This window comes from Cobetia sp. PDI-12MA (assembly GCF_059507695.1).
Map to the genome: position 1 here is coordinate 2,787,031 of NZ_CM183351.1, position 17,828 is coordinate 2,804,858.

A 17,828-nucleotide genomic window follows, 5' to 3' on the forward strand; every position below is an offset into this window, starting at 1 on the left:
TTGGGAGTCCAGGCCTTGCACGTAGCTATCGTCACACCAATTAACAAAGCGTTGAAATTGACCGACTGATGTTTTTAGGCTGGCTGGTGATTTTCCTAGTCGTATATGCTGACTCAGATAGTCAAGGTAGTTTGTGATAAAAGTCCTTCGACCCGTACGGTAACTGTCCGTATCCACAAGGTTGATAACGCTTTCCTCCCTTGTGTTATCGCCACTTTTGCGTCTGCGGACCGAATAACACCAGGAGCCAACGTCCATAGGGAATTTGTAACCGGGAATGTAGACACGAACCAAGTGCGGGGCAATCAGGGTAAGCTTGCCTTGCGTATCGAAGGGGAGGTCCGAAAGTTTATATACTGTAGTGTTGCGCTCCATCCAGGCCATAGAGTCACTCTTCGTTAACAATTCGTTCCAAGAAGGATTCAAAGTCGCTTTGCAGGTGGCTAGCGATCTTGAATTTCTTCCGGTAATTCAAGTAGCCCTCAGTTGTGCTGAGTTGGCTATGCCCCATTCGCTCCCGCACGTACATCAATGCCTGAAAGAACTCGGGCCGCTGTTCATCGGTAGCGTGTCTTTCGCTATGTTGGTCAAGCAGGCTCTCCACAAGATTCATGCCGAAACTGGCACGGAGGTCGTGGAATCGAAAGGTGAAATCATGTCCATGCTGATTCAGGTTTGGCATCAGTTGTTGATGAATGAACTGAGTCACAGCATTACCGCGTGGCGGAGAGCGATATAGAAACGCAAAAGGGTCGCTTGTGGCCATGTAGTAAGGCTGACCTGCTCGGGTCAAAAAGAGATACTGCTCATCAACCTCCGGATAGGTGTGCTGACTTTTCGCCACCCGTTGCAATCTGCGCGGTGATTGGCTGTAGATCTGGAGCCTGGTGTAGAGCCAGACTGGCACAAGTAGCGTCATTTGCTTGCCATACTTGGTGTTGACCAATGTGCCATGCCCGACCTTGATTCGCTTCGATACGGTGCCGTCACGTGGTGGTGAGGCCACATGCTTCGAGCGAAGCGTGAAGACGGTTTGTAGTCGGGCACCTGTCGTCAAGGCGAGCAGGAACGCCAGCGTCATCTCGGTATTGCCAATGCGCTGGAGTGCCTCGACTAAGGCTATCTGCTCGTCTTTCGGCAGTGGCCGCAGTTTGCCGCCGTCTTCCAGGTATTCGCTGAAATCGTGACTTTGTCGCGCTGTGCGGAACGATCGGGTCAAGTCAGTGCTCTTGACTTGCCTCTGGTGCTGGAGGCCTTTCGCATCCTTGAAGCTGAGGCGCGTGTCACTCTCGACCCAAAGGGGGTGGGGGAAACGAACACCATCATGCTCCAGCCAGCGATAAAAATTCTGCACTGTACTCATGCGGCGTTTGGCCGTGCTGGCTTTGATGGTGTGAAAGCCCACGAGGTCATGCAGGAAAGCGCAGTAGCGATAGGTCGGGCGAGCACGAGGGCGTCCGGGGACGTTGAGGAAATCGATATCGTCATCGAGCTGCCACTGGCGAAAGTGAGCGAGGTCGCCAGCGATAGACTCCAGGGTGCGATGGCTGATCGGCGAGATGTCAGCTAGCCGGCTTAAGAGGTAGCGGTTGGCTTCTTGCCAGGGGCTACCGTCCGGATCCAGCACCACCGGGTAGTGGTAGCAATTGTCCCGGAAATGGCTCTGAAGGCGCTCCGCCCAGAAGGGCCGCCCATCACGGGGGGAGCACCGCCATGCCTCGGGGCTGGGACTTTGGGAGACGGTCGGCTGGTAACAGTCCAGCTTGCGCAGTATCTCAACGCGCACCTGTGTCGGTGAAGCCTTCACTACCATGCACCTTTTTATTGCATCAATGGCGATGAGACAAAAATAGCTTGACAGGAGTGAGAAGGCAAACCAGTATTCTGCATCATTGACGATGAAACGAGATCAATATGCAGCTGGGCGACCTAGCAAGTATCCAGGCGGGCTACCCGTTCCGGGGCAAGATTGCCGACGTGCCGGAAGGGGAAGCTCTGGTGGTGCAAATGCGAGACATCGCGGATGACGGCATCGAATGGGCCTCTTGCACCCGCACTGCACTCACCGGCAAGCGAGCGCCGAATTGGCTCAAGCCGGGCGACCTGCTTGTGGCTGCACGAGGCAGTCACTACTACGCAATCGAGGTGGATACTCAGGCCGAGGAGCATTGCGTGGCGGCGCCGCACTTCTACGTGGTGAAAGCCCAGCTAGAGCGGATTCTCCCTCGATACCTTTGTTGGCTGATCAACCAGCGCCCTTGCCAGCGCTTCCTGGAACAGAATGCCGAAGGCAGCCTGACCAAGAGCATCCGGCGTCGTGTGCTGGAATCGCTTCCCATTACCGTTCCTCCGCTCAAGCGGCAGCACCAGTGGGTCGGGCTGATCGATACGCTGTCGCAGGAGCGCAGGCTGCTGCATGAACAACTGGCCGCTAATTCGGCATTGCAGTCGGCACTGGCCGCTGATCTGCTGGGCCATCAGGATGAACGCAACCCATGACAGGACATGACTCAATGAGCGAGCAAATCAACCAGGACAGTATCAACAAGGCCCTGTGGGCGGCCTGCGATACGTTTCGCGGCACCATCAGCGCGGACACCTACAAAGACTTCATCCTCACGATGCTGTTTCTGAAGTACATCTCGGATGTATGGCAGGACCACTACGATAGCTACCAAGCCGACTATGGCGATGAGCCGGAGCTGATCGAAGAGTTGATGAAGAACGAGCGCTTCGTCCTGCCGCGCAATGCCAGCTTCTATACGCTTTGGGAGCACCGTCACGAACCAGGTAATGGTGAGCGGATCGACCAGGCGCTGCACGCCATCGAGGAAGCCAACGGTACTAAGCTCAAGGACGCGGGCAAAAGCGTGTTCCAGGACATCTCCTTCAATACCGACAAGCTCGGGGAAGAGAAACAGAAGAACACCATTCTGCGCCACTTGCTGGAGGACTTCGCTAAGCCGGAGCTGAATCTCAAGCCCAGCCGCGTCGGTTCACTGGACGTGATCGGCAATGCCTATGAGTACCTGATCAAGAACTTCGCCGCCTACGGTGGCCAGAAGGCCGGTGAATTCTATACGCCACCGGAAGTGTCGGATCTGATCGCAGAGCTGCTGAATCCGCAGCCGGGTGACACCATCTGTGACCCTGCCTGTGGCTCAGGCTCGCTGCTAATGAAGTGTGGTCGCAAGGTCCTGGCAAACTATGATAGCCGTGAGTATGCCCTCTATGGCCAGGAAGCCATCGGTTCGACCTGGTCACTGGCCAAGATGAACATGTTTCTTCATGGCGAGGACAACCACAAGATCGAATGGGGCGACACCATTCGCAATCCGAAGCTGCTGGACCGAAACGGCGAACTCATGCTGTTCGACATCGTCACGGCGAATCCCCCTTTCAGTCTCGACAAGTGGGGCCATGACGATGCGAGCCATGACAAGTTCAGTCGCTTCCGTCGAGGCATCCCGCCCAAGACAAAGGGGGACTACGCCTTTATCCAGCACATGGTTGAAACGCTGGAGCCGTCTTCTGGCCGCATGGGAGTAGTGGTGCCTCACGGTGTGCTTTTCCGTGGCTCTAGCGAGGGCAAGATCCGTAAGCAGCTGATTGACGAAAACCTGCTTTACGCTGTTATCGGCCTGCCGGAAAAGCTCTTCTACGGTACGGGTATCCCTGCGGCCGTCCTTATTTTCAAGAGAAAGAAGTCAGATGATTCGGTGATTTTTATCGACGCCAGTCGTGAATTCAAGCCTGGAAAGAATCAGAATCTACTGACTAATGATAATATCCGGAAGATCGTTTCGACCTATCGCGAGCGTGTTAATGTCGATAAGTACGCTTATCTAGCAACTCGTGAAGAGATTTTGGAAAATGACTACAACCTCAATATTCCGCGTTATGTGGATACATTTGAGGAGGAAGAGGAGATTGATTTGGTCGCCGTGAGGGCCGAGCGAGAAAAGCTGAAATATCAGCTGTTCGAGCTGGAAGGTGTAATGGACAAGTATCTTCAGGAGCTTGGATATGGTGAATGACGAAGGTTATTCGCAACTTGAATTGATGCAGGCACGAGTTAAATTCGTGCCTGAAGGTTGGGGCTTTGGTTATGTCGGAAAAATATTTAATATTAAAAACAACTTGCGCAAGCCGATAAGCGAAGAAGAAAGGAAAAATAATCCCGGATCGTATCCATATTATGGGCCGACAAAGGTTCAGGGCTACATAGGCACCTTTGAGCAGGATGGAAGCTATGCATTGATCGGTGAGGATGGCGATCATTTCTTGAAGTACAAAGTGCAGTCGATGACGCAATTGGTCGATGGGAAATGTACCGTCAATAATCACGCGCACATCATTGAAGGGACAAAAAAGGCTACTAGAGAATGGTTTTATTACTATTTTATGCATCGTGACATATTTAGCTTTCTGAGTCGTCAAGGTGCTGGTCGCTATAAATTAAATAAAGCATCGCTTGAGAAAATCCCGCTGCTTATTCCTCCTGTAGAAGAACAGGAGAAGATAGCCAAAATTTTGACTACCTGGGATAAAGCTATATCCAAGGCTGAGCAGCTTCTCGCCAATAGCCAGAAGCAGAAAAAAGCCCTGATGCAAAAACTGCTGACTGGCAAGGAACGCTTACATGATAAGAATGGGGTAAGGTTCGGTGGAGAGTGGAAGTGGCTTAAAGCGAGCGAGTTGTTTAGGACAGTATCCAAAAAAAATAACTCTGATAATGAAGAGTTGCTTGCAGTAACTCAGGATCAAGGTGTTCTGCCGCGTTCATTTTTAGAACGACGGGTAGTGATGCCTGATGGCTCTACCAACGGTTACAAGCTGGTTGTTCCGGGGAATTTTGTTATTAGCCTTCGTTCATTTCAGGGTGGGCTAGAATATTCTAAATTCAGGGGGGTCGTCAGTCCTGCATATACAGTTTTGGAGCCTATTAAAAAAATAGAGGATGAGTTTTATAAGCAGTATTATAAGTCCCATGAATTTATTGGGCACCTTGCTGTTGCGGTGATTGGTATAAGAGATGGAAAGCAAATTAGTTATGGCGACTTCTCTTTTTTGAAAATCCATACCCAAGCTTAGAAGAGCAACAGAAAATCGCAGCTGTTTTATCTTCTTCTGATCAAGATTTGAATGCCCTTAAGAAGATGGTCAATGCCTTAAGGCAAGAGAAGAAAGCCTTAGCGCAACAGTTGTTGTCAGGTAAACGTAGAGTGTGTATTGAGGATGTCGTATGCTGAAGCAAATACATATCAATAATTTTAAAAGCTACAAAAGCCAGGTCTTGCACCTCTCGCCGCTGACGTTGATGATCGGAGCTAATGCTTCTGGTAAAAGTAATGCACTGGAAGCTTTCCGCTTTTTATGCTGGTTGAGCCAAGGGCAGAAATTGTCTGTCTTGAAGCATCGGGTTGATGATTCCGAGCAGGTTTTACGCGGTCAAGTTAAGGACTTGGGATATCTAGGTTCGGAGAGTTTTCAGCTGGGGTGCCTGACAGATGATTCAGTTTGGAATCAGTTTGATGTCGAGGTGACACTGCGAGATTCTGAGTTACATATATCTAATGAATGTATTGTGTCTCCCAGTGAAGGGTTTCCGCTTTACAGAGTTGAACAGCCCTCCTCAGGCCTGAGCACGGACGTAAGGGTGGCGTATAACAATTTTGCTAAAGGCGGGAAAAAGCCGCAGGTAACTTGTACAGACCAGATTTTGATTATGAGCCAGTTGGCGAGCTCGGCTATGTTTCAGTCTGGACATAAAAAAGCTCAAGTTGAAATTCCCAAGGTAACCGGGCGATTTCAGAAGCTGCTAGAAAACACTCTGTTTTTAGATCCGGTGCCCTCCTTGATGAGAGGTGAAAGTTATCCAGAAAAACAGCTGCGTGGTGACTGTGCCAACTTGTCAGGTGTCCTATATAGCTTGTGGCAAGACAATGATGCCCGTCCTGTTGTCATTGAATTTATTAAAAGCCTGCCCGAGCAGGATGTTCAAGATATTGAGTTTTTCGAAGATCGCCGTGGTCAAGTGGCTCTGGAGCTTATAGAGAGCTTTGGTGGGCAGGCGAGAAAGTATCCCGTTGAGTTGCTATCTGATGGAACTTTGCGAGTACTAGCAATTGCTGCTGCCATTCTGTCTGCACCAGAGGGCTCTACTGTAGTCATTGAAGAAGTCGATAATGGTGTGCATCCCTCTAGGGCTCGCCAGCTGTTGGCTACAATGCGCGAGCAGGCTGAGAGTCGCAATGTGCACCTTCTGCTTTCTACACATAACCCAGCGCTAATGGATGCTTTGCCAGATAGATCACTAGGTGATGTGGTCTTCTGTTATCGTAATCCAGAAGTTGGCGATAGTTGTTTGGTTAGGTTGTCTGATCTTGATGATTATGTTGGGCTTGTATCACAAGGCCCGTTGGGTGAGCTAGTAACTAACGGTGTGGTTGATCGCTTTATCAAGACTCCTGCGACGCCAGAAGATAAAAGGCAAAATGCGATGGACTGGTTGGCCAAAATGCAGGGGGATGACCAATGAGTTCTGTCTGTCTTATTGATACTAGTGTTTTCTTAAACCTTTTGAATGTTCCTGGGAAGAATGCTGAAAAGGAACAGGTTGTTGAATCTTATTCCGAGTACGCCGAGCTTGGGATGACTTTTATTTTGCCAATGGCTACTATTGTCGAAACAGGAAATCATATCGCACAGAATGGCGATGGAAACCAAAGGCGAAGCGTCGCTGGTCGATTCTGTGAGGTTGTGGAAGGTGCTTTTTCTGGAGCTGCACCTTATCGTCCGAGTGATTTTCCTGCTGCTACCGAGGTGCTCAGGTGGCTTCATGAATTTCCTAATCATGCTGGCTGTAACAAGAGTCCTGAAAAAACAGGTGAAGGGACTAGTTTTGGTGACTTAAGTATTATTAAAGAGTTTGAAAAATGTGTTGAACGTTTCTCAATGTCTGAGGTTTTCATCTGGTCTCTGGATGGTGATCTCTGTTGTTATCACTATGTTCCATAGTTAGTGTCAGCAAATTTTTTAAAATTTAATGAGATAGAAATGGCTCAGAACGCACCTAAGTTTCAGGAAGAATACAGTGCTAAAATTCCTGCTCTCTCGTTATTGTCTCAATTAGGCTGGTCGTTTATTACACCTGAGCAGGCATTGGGTGCACGTGATCAGCAGCCTGATGAGGTGGTGCTTCGAAATATTTTGCGTCAGGAACTTGAAAAACGTCGCTTTTTCTTTGGAGGTAAATCTTACCCTCTTTCCAAAAATGCGGTTGATAACCTGATTGATGAGATATCTACGCCCGCCCTGAATGAAGGGCTGCTGACAGCGAACGAGAAGCTCTATAACCATTTGCTCTACGGCATCTCGGTCACAGAATTTGTGGAGGGCCGTAAGGCTAGTCCGACAGTGGCTCTGATCGATTGGGAGATCCCAGAGAACAATAGCTTCCACTTCACAGAGGAGTTCAGCGTTGCTCGCTCGGGAGGCGTGGATACGCGCCGGCCGGATATCGTCTGCTTCGTAAATGGTATCCCCTTGGCGGTGATTGAGGCCAAGCGGCCTGACGGCCAGTCTCACAAGGGGCCAACTCTTCAGGAAGGGATTTCTCAGTGCTTACGTAATCAGCGCTACGACGAGATTCCCCATCTCTTCGCATACAGCCAGCTTCTGTTCTCCATCAATGGCCACGAGGGGCGCTATGGCACCTGCCATACACCAGAGAAGTTCTGGACGACCTGGAGCGAGGAGGACATTCCGGATGCCGACATGCATTCGCTCAAGAATGCGCCTCTCTCGTCGCAGCAACTAGATGCGCTCTTAAGTCATCGTCCCCCAGCAGACCGCGAATGGTACGAACAGCGTCTGCAGGCTGGCGAGTTGGCCGTGACTGGCCAGGACAGGCTCCTGATCAGTCTGCTTTCACCGGGGCGTCTGCTGGAGATGACGCGCTTCTTCACCCTATTCGACAAGAAGGCCGGGAAGATCGTCGCTCGCTATCAGCAGGTGTTCGGTATCAAGCGGCTGATCGAGCGGATCAATACCCGGCGTCCGGATGGTGGACGAGAAGGTGGTGTCATCTGGCATACCACGGGCTCCGGCAAGTCCTTCACCATGGTGTTTCTCAGCAAGGCACTGATCCTGCATGAATCGCTCAAGCAGTGCCGCCTGGTGATTGTCACCGATAGAGTCGACCTTGAGAGCCAACTGAGTGCCACCTTTACGTCCGGTGGCGAGCTGGCTACCAAGAAGGACAAGGCTGCGGCCATGGCCACCTCAGGTACACGCTTGGCCGAGCAGATTGGTAAGGGCAACGAGCGCATTGTCTTCTCGCTGATTCAAAAGTTTAACTCCGCGACTAAGCTTCCGGAGTGCCACAACGACAGCTCTGACATCATCGTCTTGATCGATGAGGGGCACCGCAGCCAAGGCGGCGAGAACCATATCCGCATGAAGCAGGCGTTGCCCAATGCCGCCTTTGTGGCTTTTACGGGCACCCCCCTGCTGAAGGAGGACCGAACCACTAACAAGTTCGGCCCCATCGTTCATGCCTACACCATGCAGCGAGCTGTAGAGGATAAGACGGTTTCCCCGTTGCTCTATGAGGAGCGTATCCCTGATCTGGATGTGAACGAACGGGCCATCGATGCCTGGTTCGAGCGGATCACCGAAGGGCTGGAAGATGCTCAGAAGACAGACCTCAAACGCAAGCTGGCCAGGAAGGGGCAAATCTACAGTGCCGATGACCGTATTCGTCTGATCGCACTCGATATCGCCAACCACTTCATCAAGCACGTGCCGGAGGGCCTCAAGGGCCAACTGGCATGCGACAGCAAGAGATCAGCCATCAAGTACAAGAAGTACCTGGACGAGGCCGGACTGTTCGAGTCGGCGGTGGTGATGAGCCCACCGGACACCCGTGAAGGTAACACCGAGGTGGATGAAACCACCTTGCCGGAGGTGCAGCAGTGGTGGAAAGACAATGTCGGCAACCAGGAAGAACAGGTTTATACCCGCAGCGTGATAGAACGCTTCAACAAGAATGATGACCTCAAGCTGCTGATCGTGGTCGACAAGCTGCTGACCGGGTTCGATGAGCCTAAGAATGCGGTGCTCTACATCGATAAGCCGCTTAAGTCCCATAACCTGATCCAGGCTATTGCTCGCGTGAACCGCCTGCACGACAAGAAGCGTTTTGGCTTCCTGATCGACTATCGCGGCATTCTGGCCGAGTTGGATACCACCATCGCCCAGTATCAGGACCTGGCTTCACGCACCCAGGGGGGCTTCGATATCAACGATATCGAGGGGCTCTATCACTCCATGGGTACGGAGTATAAGCGGCTGCCTCAGCTCTACACCCAGCTGTGGTCCATCTTCGAAGGGGTGACGAACAAGCAGGATATCGAGCAGTTACGCCAGGTGCTAGTCCCACGTATGGAGACTCTGGAGCCCGCCTCGTCGGGAGGAAAGTCCGAGCTGGTTGATGTGCATCAGAAGGTGCGTGAAGACTTCTATGAGGCGCTGACGGCGTTTGCCAGCTGCCTAAAAGTCGCGCTTCAGTCTGCCACCTTCTTCGAAGACAAGAGCTTCACTGACGACGATCGTCGTCATTACAAGGAGACTCTCAAGCAGTTTTCCAGCCTTCGCCAGCTGGTCAAGCAGGACGCTGGCGAGTCCGTGGACTACGACGACTACGTGGAGCAGGTCAAGAAGCTGCTGGATCGCCATGTGGTAGGTATCGATATCCAGGAAGCGGACGGGGCCTACGAAGTTAGCCGTATGGGAGCACCGCAGGCGCCAGAAGTCTGGAGCGAGGACAAGACCCGCAACGAGACGGATATCATCAAGACTCGGGTCACCAAGATGATTGAGCAGGACCTCAAGGATGACCCTTACGCCCAGGAAGCCTTCTCGGCTCTTCTGCGCCAGGCCATCGAGGAGGCCGAGAAGCTGTTCGACCACCCCTTGAAACAATATCTTCTGTTCAAGGAGTTCGAGCAGCAGGTCAGCGAGCGCCGACTAGATGAACTGCCCGACGCTTTTCAGGGCAATCGGCATGCGCAGGCGGTGTATGGTGTCTTCAAGCAGGCGTTGCCTAAGGTGCTGTCCAGTGACGATTCCCAGGTTCAGCAACTCTGGATCAATCTGGCATTCGAGACCTGTGAGGTGGTCGACGACGCGGTAGCCGTTCACTCCATCAATCCGCAGAACATCGAAGCCGCGATACGCAAGCAACTGTTGCCGGTGGTCTTCAGGCAGTGCAAGTCCGTTGGCGCGGGCATGGATCAGGCGAAACAGATTGTGGAGAGCATTGTTCAGATCACCCGAGTAGGATTGGCAACATAATGAGCGTCATGATCGCTGATGCCGCTCTCTATGGTCGCGAGCTGGTGTTTCGTTATGGCGACGAATGTATCACCATCCGGCGCCTGGACCGGTCCCAAGGCATCAATCGGGTGCTGATCAAGGTCCATCCGGATACCCGGGTCGAAGCCCTGGCTCCACGGGAAGCCAGTGACGATGAGGTGCTCGATGCTGTTCGGCAGCGGGCGCGGTGGATCTATCAACAGCTACGCCAGTTTCGCGCTCAGAATGAATACGTGATCCCACGCCGCTATGTGAGTGGCGAAAGCCATTACTACCTGGGCAGGCAGCACCTTCTGAAAGTGATCGAGACGCTGACGGAGCGACAAGGTGTCAAGCTGCTACGCGGTCGGCTGGAGGTACGCGTTCGCCATAGGCGGCCTGACAAGGTCAAACAGCTACTGGCACGCTGGTATCGGGAGCGTGCGGGTGAGGTGTTTGGGCGGCGGCTCGACGCCATGCTGGAACAGGCGCTCTGGGTCTCTGAGCAGCCACCGATGCGGGTGCAGGCCATGCAAACGCGCTGGGGAAGCTGCTCGCCGCAAGGGCGTCTGACGCTGAATCCGCACCTGGTGAAGGCTCCTCGGGAATGCGTGGATTACGTCATCCTGCATGAGCTATGTCACATCGCGGAGCATAACCATAGCGAGCGTTTCTATCGCCTGATGGGGCAAGTGATGCCACAGTGGGAGGGCGTCAAGGCCAGGCTGGATGACATGGCAGGCCGACTGATCGATTGAGCGGGGCAGGTATGGCGCACGGATCAGATGAGCTGGAGGCCGGGAAACACGGTCAGTTTCGGCGTCTCAGCGTACAGGAGCTTCAGGATCTCCGTGATGAGATGCGTGAGGCGGGCCACTGGATGAAAGCGCAGCTCAGGAAGAAGCGACGAGGGATCGTCAATCCGAAGAAGACACGCTAGGGGTTGCGGTGCGGGGGAAGAGGTCGGCGACCTCGATGCCGAGGGCTTCGCTGATCTGGTAGACCTTGGTCAGGGTGATGTTCTTCTCACCGCGCTCTATGTGGCCCATATAACTACGGTCCACTCCGGCCAGTGCAGCCATGGCCTCCTGAGATAACCCTCTGTTTTTGCGGAGCTCTCTGACCCTCTGGCCGAATGCCACCAGCTTCTCGTTCCGCATCTGTCCCGCTCCATCCAAAGGATGGAACTATCACGGCCCACTGCATACAATTCCACGGACTATAATTCTCATTTGGAGTGGCCTGGATGCAGTTGGAGATTCTCACTGATGATGAGCAGAACGCTCGCATCTGCGCGGACTACTGGCGACAGACTGAGGAAGGCGAGTATGCGCTCAAGATACGCGAGATTGCGACCACTCATGGAATGAAGCCCCATGTGGTCAGTAGGTTCGTCGAGCAGCACGCCTTCATATGGCTGGAAGACATCTGCTGTGGGCGTTGCAAACAGCCGTACCGCTTTGGCACCCGCAGCCAGTATCAGGAGCGCCGGTGGCTTCAGGATCGGGTCTGCAAAGCATGTATGGGTGCTGAGCGCCAAGCCATCGCCGACAAGAAGAGGGACTTGATCCTGAAAATGCGGCAGTCGGCGGAAAACAACACGCCAGACCCAGCAATGCTAGACCTGACCAGCAAAATCTACCTTTTAGCTGTGATTCAGGCGTTAGGCGATGAAAACTTCAGTATCATTGAGCCGCTAGATGATTACCCCGCCTGTACTCTGTCGCCCGATTTTGTCTATGACCACAAAGTTCTTCGGCATTTGATTGACGGCCACCTACTGCTAATCTGCCTGGATACGCGTCTTGAGGCGGTCGAACTTCAGGAAGATGATCGGTTCAGTATCGATCTTGGTGAGTGCGCGTTTAACCTTGCTTTAGGCGCTGATCAGATCACGGCGCTGATCAATGATTTTTTCGATGAGGAAACCGTACAAAGCTTCCGACAGGCGCCGGAATTCATAACGCTATGCAAGGAAGTCCAACTGAATGAATGCCTCGGTTTTCTGAAGACTGTTCTGGAGGAACATCAACTGTACCTGTCGCCGGGGGAGAAAACTCGGCAGGTTCTAAGCCAGTGCTTAGAGAAGTTCAGTGTGGCCCAGGTCTACAACTTCATTTGGCGAGCCGCTAAGGACGCAGCCGCCTATTATATGAGAGGTTCTATCAGCAAAAGGCAGGCAGCTAACTCGGTCGTAGGAAACATCTCACGGAACATGGAGCGGGCTTTGGCCAATGGCTGGGATGTGAAGCCGTTTAACAGGAACTATAGTCTTCCTCAGTCTTCCCTGAGCCGCATCATCTTTAACATGGTGCTGGGAACTGATGATGGTGGGTTTGAGTATTTGTTAACTGATCTTTTGGAAGAAAAAGAAGCCGTTTAGGTATGTCTGAGATTTTTTAGAAATTTGCGAACTTAGTGTTGTTGTGCTTTAAAAAACCGACCCTCTCAGTCATTAGGTGTGATGGCTGAGAGGGCTTGAGGGCTTAGGTTTTAGTTTTTACAGCCATTTTTGTCACACGTTATCCGTTGAGATGATGAAACCCAATGATGAGAGTTTTCTCGGGTGTTAAATCCGCATCCTGTGGTTCCACCTTTTGTTCCTTTGTGCACCACGCCAGTAGGTGTGTGTTTGACAGCCATATCAAACCTCTTTTTTAACAATTTTTTTGCGATGAGTGGATTGCTCGTAGGTGGTGACGTATGCAGGGATAGTGTAATGCTTTTCTACATTCAGCCACCCTAATGAAAATAGCCGAGGTTTATTTTCTTGGCCAGAAATGAAGAGTAGGCACGATCACTTGGCTGTTATCTCATGGGAGGCGGCTTCTAGCCAGGAAGCTGAGGTGAAGGGGGTTGGATGTGTCCATACGGAGGTATATGTCCATATCCGGAAAGGCACACTCATATAACCCGTACAATGACCTCTTCACGCGCATGCTGGATGACACCCTGTGCTACAGCTGCGGCTACTGGAAAGATCTGGCGGTGAGCGCGGAGAACCTGTGCAAGGCGCAACAGGCCAAGCTGGATCTGGTGTGTCGCAAGCTGGGGCTCACGCCCGGCATGCGCCTGCTGGATATCGGCTGTGGCTGGGGGAGTCTTGCCGCCTACGCCGCGCGCCATTACGGCGTGGAGGTAGTCGGTATCACCATCTCCGCCGAGCAGGCCGCGCTGGCGCGCGAGCATTGCGCAGGGCTACCGGTGGAAATCCTGCTCAAGGACTATCGCGACCCTGACTTCCGGCGCACGGTCGGAAGCTTTGATGCCATCGCCTCGATTGGCATGTTCGAACACGTCGGCCACAAGAACTACGCCACCTACTTTGCGCATGCCGCGCATCTGCTGCGCCCCGGCGGACGCTTCGTGCTGCATACCATCGGCTCCAACCAGAGTGATATCTCGGCCGACCCCTGGGTCAATCGCTATATCTTCCCCAATGGCGTGCTGCCCAGCGCCAGTCAGCTGGTACGCGCCAGCGAAGCGCATCTGGTGATGGAGGACTGGCACAACTTCGGCGCCGACTATGACCCGACATTGATGGCGTGGCGTGCCAATCTCGACCAGCACTGGCATGAACTGGCCGATACCTACTCACCGCGCGACAAGCGCATGTTCGAGTACTATCTCGGCGCCTGCGCAGGTGCCTTCCGCGCCCGCCAGCTCCAGCTGTGGCAGGTGGTGTTCACCCATGGCACCGCAGGGCGCTACGACGCGCCACGCTGATCGGATGCTACCCCTGGCGACTGCGCTGATATTCAGCCTGGGAGCGCGCGATGCTGGCACTGGCATTGTCTTCGAACTGGAGAAGAGCTCGGGCGAAGGCATTGAGCTCTTCGTCATCGAAGCCGACGTACAGCTCGGCACGCACTCGCTCGATGCGCTCCGTCAACTGGGCCAGGCACTGGCGGCCTTGCTCGGTGAACCACAGACAACGCGCCCGCTTGTCGGTCTCATGCGCCACGCGCGCGATCAGCTGCCGAGCCTCGAGCTGGTTGAGGGTGCGCGTCAGAGACGGCATCTCGATGCCCAGCTCACTGGCCAGCATCTGTTGGGTACACCCCTCGCCGAGCTTTTCCAGATGGACCATGACCGTCCAGCGCGATTCCGTCATGTCCAGGCTACGCACCGCGCTGGTGATGGCGGTGCGCCACAGACGATGGACCCGGCCGACTTGGCCACCCAGCGAGGGCTTGATCTGCTCGTGAAGCGGGATTTCCTGTGTCGAATCCGACCCCGGAGAAGGTGCGCTCATGTTTCATCTCTCGACATGAAGGCTCCCATGACACTTCCCCTCATCGGTACTGAGCGGAAGCCCCACGAGAGCCTGGATTGGTGAGGCGTCAGGGTAACTGTTGCCGCCGACACCAGACGCCACCTACATTAGCTTGCTAACAATATGAGAATCATACCCTTTATTAGCGAGCAAAACAATTCGCCAATCCCGATATCCAGACACGCATTCAAGCCCCTCTCCGCTCCTGCCTTCTTGCCTGCCTTCTCCCCCTTCTTCTCCTTCTCCTTCTCCTTCTCCTTTTCCTGCTCGTCCGCTTTTCTCGCGCCCTGTTGTGCTGACTCTCCCGCCATCAACTGCACCGTGGGTCACTCCTGTGCGATGCCGTGACGCTTGAGCTTGTTGGCGATGGTGGTATGCGAGACCCCCAGACGCTTGGCCAGCAATCGGCTGGACGGATACTCGGGATAGAGATGCGCCAGGATGCGCCGTTCGACTTCGTCATGGATATCGCCCAGGCTGCCGGTCAGGTCGATATTGTCCAGCCCCTCATCACGCGCCTTCCCGGTCAGGCGCAGATGCTGCGCCTCGATCACCTCGCCATCGCACAGCGACACGGCCTGAAACAGCACATTCTCCAGCTGACGCACGTTGCCCGGCCAGTGATAGCCCTGCAGGCGCGCCATGGCCTCGGGCGAGATATCTCGCACACGAGCGCCGATCTGGCGCACTGCCCGCTCGAGAAAATGCCTCGCCAGCTCCTCGAGCCCATCCAGACTTTCCCTGAGCGGCGGGATCTGCACACACAGCACATTGAGGCGATGGAAGAGATCGTGACGGAAGCGCCCTTCACTGCACAATGCCGGCAGGTCCTGTTGGGTGGCGCAGATCACGCGCACATCGAGGAAGGTTTCCTCATCGCTGCCGACACGCCGGAAACCGCCGTCCTGCAAAAATCGCAGCAGCTTGACCTGCATGCGCGGGCTCATCTCGCCGACCTCATCCAGGAAGATGGTGCCGCCACTGGTCAGCTCCAGCAGGCCCAGCTTGCCCTCCGGGCGCGCGCCCTCGAAGGCGCCCGGGGCGTAACCGAAAAGCTCCGTTTCAGCCATCGACTCCGGCAGCCCCGCGCAATTGAGCGCCATGAAGGGTGCCTGGCCGCGGGGGCTGGCCAGGTGGCAGGCCCGCGCCAGCAGCTCCTTGCCGGTGCCGGTTTCGCCCTCGATCAAGAGCGGCGCATCCAGCGGAGCCATGCGGCGAGCTTCCTTGACCACCGCCGACAGCTGACGGCTCGCCTGGAATATCGCTTCGAAGCCGCGCACCTCGGTGCGCTGGATCTGATAGATGCGCGAGCCCAGGCGGTCTGCACGGTGCAGGGTGACCACGGCACCCGCCAGCGAGGCAACATCCTCGTTCTCGGTGTGCAATGGCGCGATATCGGCGAGAAAGGTCTCCTCCCCCACCCGCAGGCGCAGGCCATTGACGCGGGCATTGTTGCGTCGGATCAGCTCCGGCAGATCGACATCCTGGACATGACGCGTCAGCGCCAACCCCGGCACCTCATCGATGCGTACCCCGAGCAACTTGCCCGCCGCGCGATTGGCCGCCACCACGCGTCCATCCATGTCGATGGACATCACCGGGTCTGACAGCGATGACAGCAGCGCATTGAGCTCCAGATGGCGTCGCTCGGTGGGCATCAGGCTGACACGACTGACCTTGAAGACCCCAGGAATCTCCTCGAGAGTCGGCTTCAGGGTGGAGAGCTGCATACGCAGCATGTTGGGCACATGCAGATAGATGGAGTTGTTGGCCTCTCCGCCCACCTCACCGCGCAGCACATTGAGGCCGTAATCGGCAAAGGGAGCCAGGATGTCGCGCAGGATCCCGATTCGATTCTGACAGGTCAGTTTGAGGCGCATGGCGTTCTCGGCATTGTTGTTGGAATTCTTGTCGAAATGATGTCACCGGCTTGACGTCGCCGACCGAGTGACGGCTGAGTGACGTTAACGTAAGCGTTATCAAAAACCTCGTAAAGCATTCCTTACAAAAGACGGCGACACAGAAGTGCATGAGCGCCCGAATGGCACAGGATACGCCCAGTCACCGCTCCAGTGTCAGAATTATGTGACAAGACACGTGCCAACGCGGACTCATCTGCCGCGCAAAGCCACGCCTGACCACTGGTCAACGCCACCCGACAAGGCCTAGCGTTGTCATCGACATGCAAGGATTGGCATGTACGCCATAATGACAACACGGCAGCCTGCTTGGCAGCGCCGCCAACTCGTTGGGGAGGTTGCATGAACGCACCGCAAGGTCGTCATTGGCCACAGACATCCCAGGAAGCTCAGCACGGCTCGCAAACCAGGGCCAAGGGCACCCGCTACATGGCCCATGAGCCTGATGCCCGGGGCCATATCCAATACAGCGATCAGGAAAACGCCACCTGGCAGGCACTGATGACGCGCCAGATGGCACTGGTCGAGGGGCGTGTCTGTCGCGAGTATCTGCAAGGGCTCGAGCGCCTTGCCCTGCCAGTGGACCGCATCCCCCAACTTGGCGAGATCGATCGTGTCCTCGAGGCCGCCACCGGCTGGCGAACCGCTCGCGTGCCGGCCTTGATCCCCTTCACGCGCTTCTTCGAGCTGCTCGCCGAGCGGCGCTTCCCGGTCGCCACCTTCATCCGCTCCCCGGAAGAACTCGACTACCTGCAGGAGCCGGACATCTTCCACGAGATTTTCGGCCACTGCCCGATGCTCACGCATCCCGCCTTTGCCGAATTCACCGCCACCTACGGACGACTCGGTCTTGCCGCCAGCAAGGAAGAACGCGTCTATCTGGCCCGCCTCTACTGGATGACGGTGGAATTCGGCATGCTGCGCGAGACTCAACCCGATGGCAGTCGTGCGCTGCGCCTCTACGGCGGCGGCATCATCTCCTCGCCACGCGAGACCCGCTATGCCCTGGGCGAGCTTGCGGACAACCTCGAGCGGCCCGAGCATCTGCCCTTCGATGCCATCGAGGCACTGCGCACTCCGTATCGCATCGACATCCTGCAGCCGCTCTACTATGTCCTTGAGTCACTGGAGGACCTGCATGAACTCGCCAGCCGCGACATCATGGCGCTGGTGCACGAGGCCATGGCACTCGGTCTCAAGACACCGCGCTTCGCACCACGTTGATCGCACCATGCTGATCGCACCAGCACCCTTGCCCCATGGGGTACGCCTTT

The 17,828-nt window shown here is 54.8% G+C and carries 15 protein-coding genes; 10 read left to right on the forward strand and 5 right to left on the reverse strand.

Going from position 1 to position 17,828, the window contains the following annotated elements:
- Positions 1-388 precede the first annotated feature (388 nt).
- Complete coding sequence (locus tag AC5WNI_RS11905; protein ID WP_317292182.1) at positions 389-1,807, reverse strand: site-specific integrase; 1,419 nt, start codon at positions 1,805-1,807, stop codon at positions 389-391.
- A 107-nt stretch (positions 1,808-1,914) separates the two neighbouring features.
- Here AC5WNI_RS11905 and AC5WNI_RS11910 point away from each other — a divergent pair, with 107 nt between their 5' ends.
- The 7 genes from AC5WNI_RS11910 (at position 1,915) to AC5WNI_RS11940 (ending at position 11,117) form a co-directional block, all read left to right on the forward strand.
- Positions 1,915-2,499 (forward strand): restriction endonuclease subunit S, encoded by a 585-nt coding sequence (locus AC5WNI_RS11910; RefSeq protein WP_317292181.1) that lies wholly within the window; start codon positions 1,915-1,917, stop codon positions 2,497-2,499.
- Positions 2,500-2,513: 14 nt separating this feature from the next.
- A complete protein-coding gene (locus AC5WNI_RS11915; protein WP_317292180.1) occupies positions 2,514-4,037 on the forward strand; it encodes a type I restriction-modification system subunit M in 1,524 nt (507 codons plus the stop codon).
- Complete coding sequence (locus AC5WNI_RS11920; RefSeq protein ID WP_495928463.1) at positions 4,027-5,094, forward strand: restriction endonuclease subunit S; 1,068 nt, start codon at positions 4,027-4,029, stop codon at positions 5,092-5,094. The genes AC5WNI_RS11915 and AC5WNI_RS11920 overlap by 11 nt, the downstream gene beginning before the upstream one ends.
- 151 nt (positions 5,095-5,245) lie before the next feature.
- On the forward strand, positions 5,246-6,541 hold the full coding sequence (locus AC5WNI_RS11925) for an AAA family ATPase (protein ID WP_317292178.1): 1,296 nt from the start codon (positions 5,246-5,248) through the stop codon (positions 6,539-6,541).
- A complete protein-coding gene (locus AC5WNI_RS11930) occupies positions 6,538-7,020 on the forward strand; it encodes a hypothetical protein (RefSeq protein WP_317292177.1) in 483 nt (160 codons plus the stop codon). The genes AC5WNI_RS11925 and AC5WNI_RS11930 overlap by 4 nt, the downstream gene beginning before the upstream one ends.
- A gap of 39 nt (positions 7,021-7,059) precedes the next feature.
- Entirely contained in the window at positions 7,060-10,359 is a 3,300-nt protein-coding gene (locus AC5WNI_RS11935) for a type I restriction endonuclease subunit R (RefSeq protein ID WP_317292176.1), read from the forward strand.
- Between the two features lie 8 nt (positions 10,360-10,367).
- On the forward strand, positions 10,368-11,117 hold the full coding sequence (locus tag AC5WNI_RS11940; protein ID WP_317292175.1) for a M48 family metallopeptidase: 750 nt from the start codon (positions 10,368-10,370) through the stop codon (positions 11,115-11,117).
- Between the two features lie 159 nt (positions 11,118-11,276).
- On the opposite strand, the gene AC5WNI_RS11945 is transcribed toward AC5WNI_RS11940, so the two are convergent.
- Entirely contained in the window at positions 11,277-11,519 is a 243-nt protein-coding gene (locus tag AC5WNI_RS11945) for a helix-turn-helix domain-containing protein (protein ID WP_317292174.1), read from the reverse strand.
- A gap of 86 nt (positions 11,520-11,605) precedes the next feature.
- Between AC5WNI_RS11945 and AC5WNI_RS11950 the strand changes: the two genes are divergently transcribed.
- The gene (locus tag AC5WNI_RS11950; RefSeq protein WP_317292173.1) at positions 11,606-12,742 is read left to right on the forward strand and encodes a hypothetical protein; all 1,137 of its coding nucleotides are present in this window, start codon (positions 11,606-11,608) and stop codon (positions 12,740-12,742) included.
- Positions 12,743-13,239: 497 nt separating this feature from the next.
- A complete protein-coding gene (cfa, locus tag AC5WNI_RS11955) occupies positions 13,240-14,085 on the forward strand; it encodes a cyclopropane fatty acyl phospholipid synthase (protein ID WP_495928508.1) in 846 nt (281 codons plus the stop codon).
- Between the two features lie 7 nt (positions 14,086-14,092).
- On the opposite strand, the gene AC5WNI_RS11960 is transcribed toward cfa, so the two are convergent.
- From AC5WNI_RS11960 to AC5WNI_RS11970, 3 genes are all read right to left on the reverse strand, one after another.
- A complete protein-coding gene (locus tag AC5WNI_RS11960; protein ID WP_175088635.1) occupies positions 14,093-14,614 on the reverse strand; it encodes a MarR family winged helix-turn-helix transcriptional regulator in 522 nt (173 codons plus the stop codon).
- A 128-nt stretch (positions 14,615-14,742) separates the two neighbouring features.
- Positions 14,743-14,955: a hypothetical protein gene (locus AC5WNI_RS11965; protein WP_368449585.1), complete on the reverse strand. Its 213-nt coding sequence runs from the start codon at positions 14,953-14,955 to the stop codon at positions 14,743-14,745.
- Between the two features lie 6 nt (positions 14,956-14,961).
- Complete coding sequence (locus AC5WNI_RS11970; protein ID WP_495928509.1) at positions 14,962-16,515, reverse strand: sigma-54-dependent transcriptional regulator; 1,554 nt, start codon at positions 16,513-16,515, stop codon at positions 14,962-14,964.
- 468 nt (positions 16,516-16,983) lie between these two features.
- Between AC5WNI_RS11970 and phhA the strand changes: the two genes are divergently transcribed.
- A complete protein-coding gene (gene phhA, locus AC5WNI_RS11975) occupies positions 16,984-17,778 on the forward strand; it encodes a phenylalanine 4-monooxygenase (RefSeq protein ID WP_254627001.1) in 795 nt (264 codons plus the stop codon).
- Positions 17,779-17,828 lie beyond the last annotated feature (50 nt).

Coding starts and splice junctions, on each gene's coding strand:
- AC5WNI_RS11910 (WP_317292181.1), top strand. CDS start 1,915: ATGCAGCTGGGCGACCTAGCAAGTATCCAGGCGGGCTACCCGTTCCGG.
- AC5WNI_RS11915 (WP_317292180.1), top strand. CDS start 2,514: ATGAGCGAGCAAATCAACCAGGACAGTATCAACAAGGCCCTGTGGGCG.
- AC5WNI_RS11920 (WP_495928463.1), top strand. CDS start 4,027: ATGGTGAATGACGAAGGTTATTCGCAACTTGAATTGATGCAGGCACGA.
- AC5WNI_RS11925 (WP_317292178.1), top strand. CDS start 5,246: ATGCTGAAGCAAATACATATCAATAATTTTAAAAGCTACAAAAGCCAG.
- AC5WNI_RS11930 (WP_317292177.1), top strand. CDS start 6,538: ATGAGTTCTGTCTGTCTTATTGATACTAGTGTTTTCTTAAACCTTTTG.
- AC5WNI_RS11935 (WP_317292176.1), top strand. CDS start 7,060: ATGGCTCAGAACGCACCTAAGTTTCAGGAAGAATACAGTGCTAAAATT.
- AC5WNI_RS11940 (WP_317292175.1), top strand. CDS start 10,368: ATGATCGCTGATGCCGCTCTCTATGGTCGCGAGCTGGTGTTTCGTTAT.
- AC5WNI_RS11945 (WP_317292174.1), bottom strand. CDS start 11,519: ATGCGGAACGAGAAGCTGGTGGCATTCGGCCAGAGGGTCAGAGAGCTC.
- AC5WNI_RS11950 (WP_317292173.1), top strand. CDS start 11,606: ATGCAGTTGGAGATTCTCACTGATGATGAGCAGAACGCTCGCATCTGC.
- cfa (WP_495928508.1), top strand. CDS start 13,240: ATGTCCATATCCGGAAAGGCACACTCATATAACCCGTACAATGACCTC.
- AC5WNI_RS11960 (WP_175088635.1), bottom strand. CDS start 14,614: ATGAGCGCACCTTCTCCGGGGTCGGATTCGACACAGGAAATCCCGCTT.
- AC5WNI_RS11970 (WP_495928509.1), bottom strand. CDS start 16,515: ATGCGCCTCAAACTGACCTGTCAGAATCGAATCGGGATCCTGCGCGAC.
- phhA (WP_254627001.1), top strand. CDS start 16,984: ATGGCCCATGAGCCTGATGCCCGGGGCCATATCCAATACAGCGATCAG.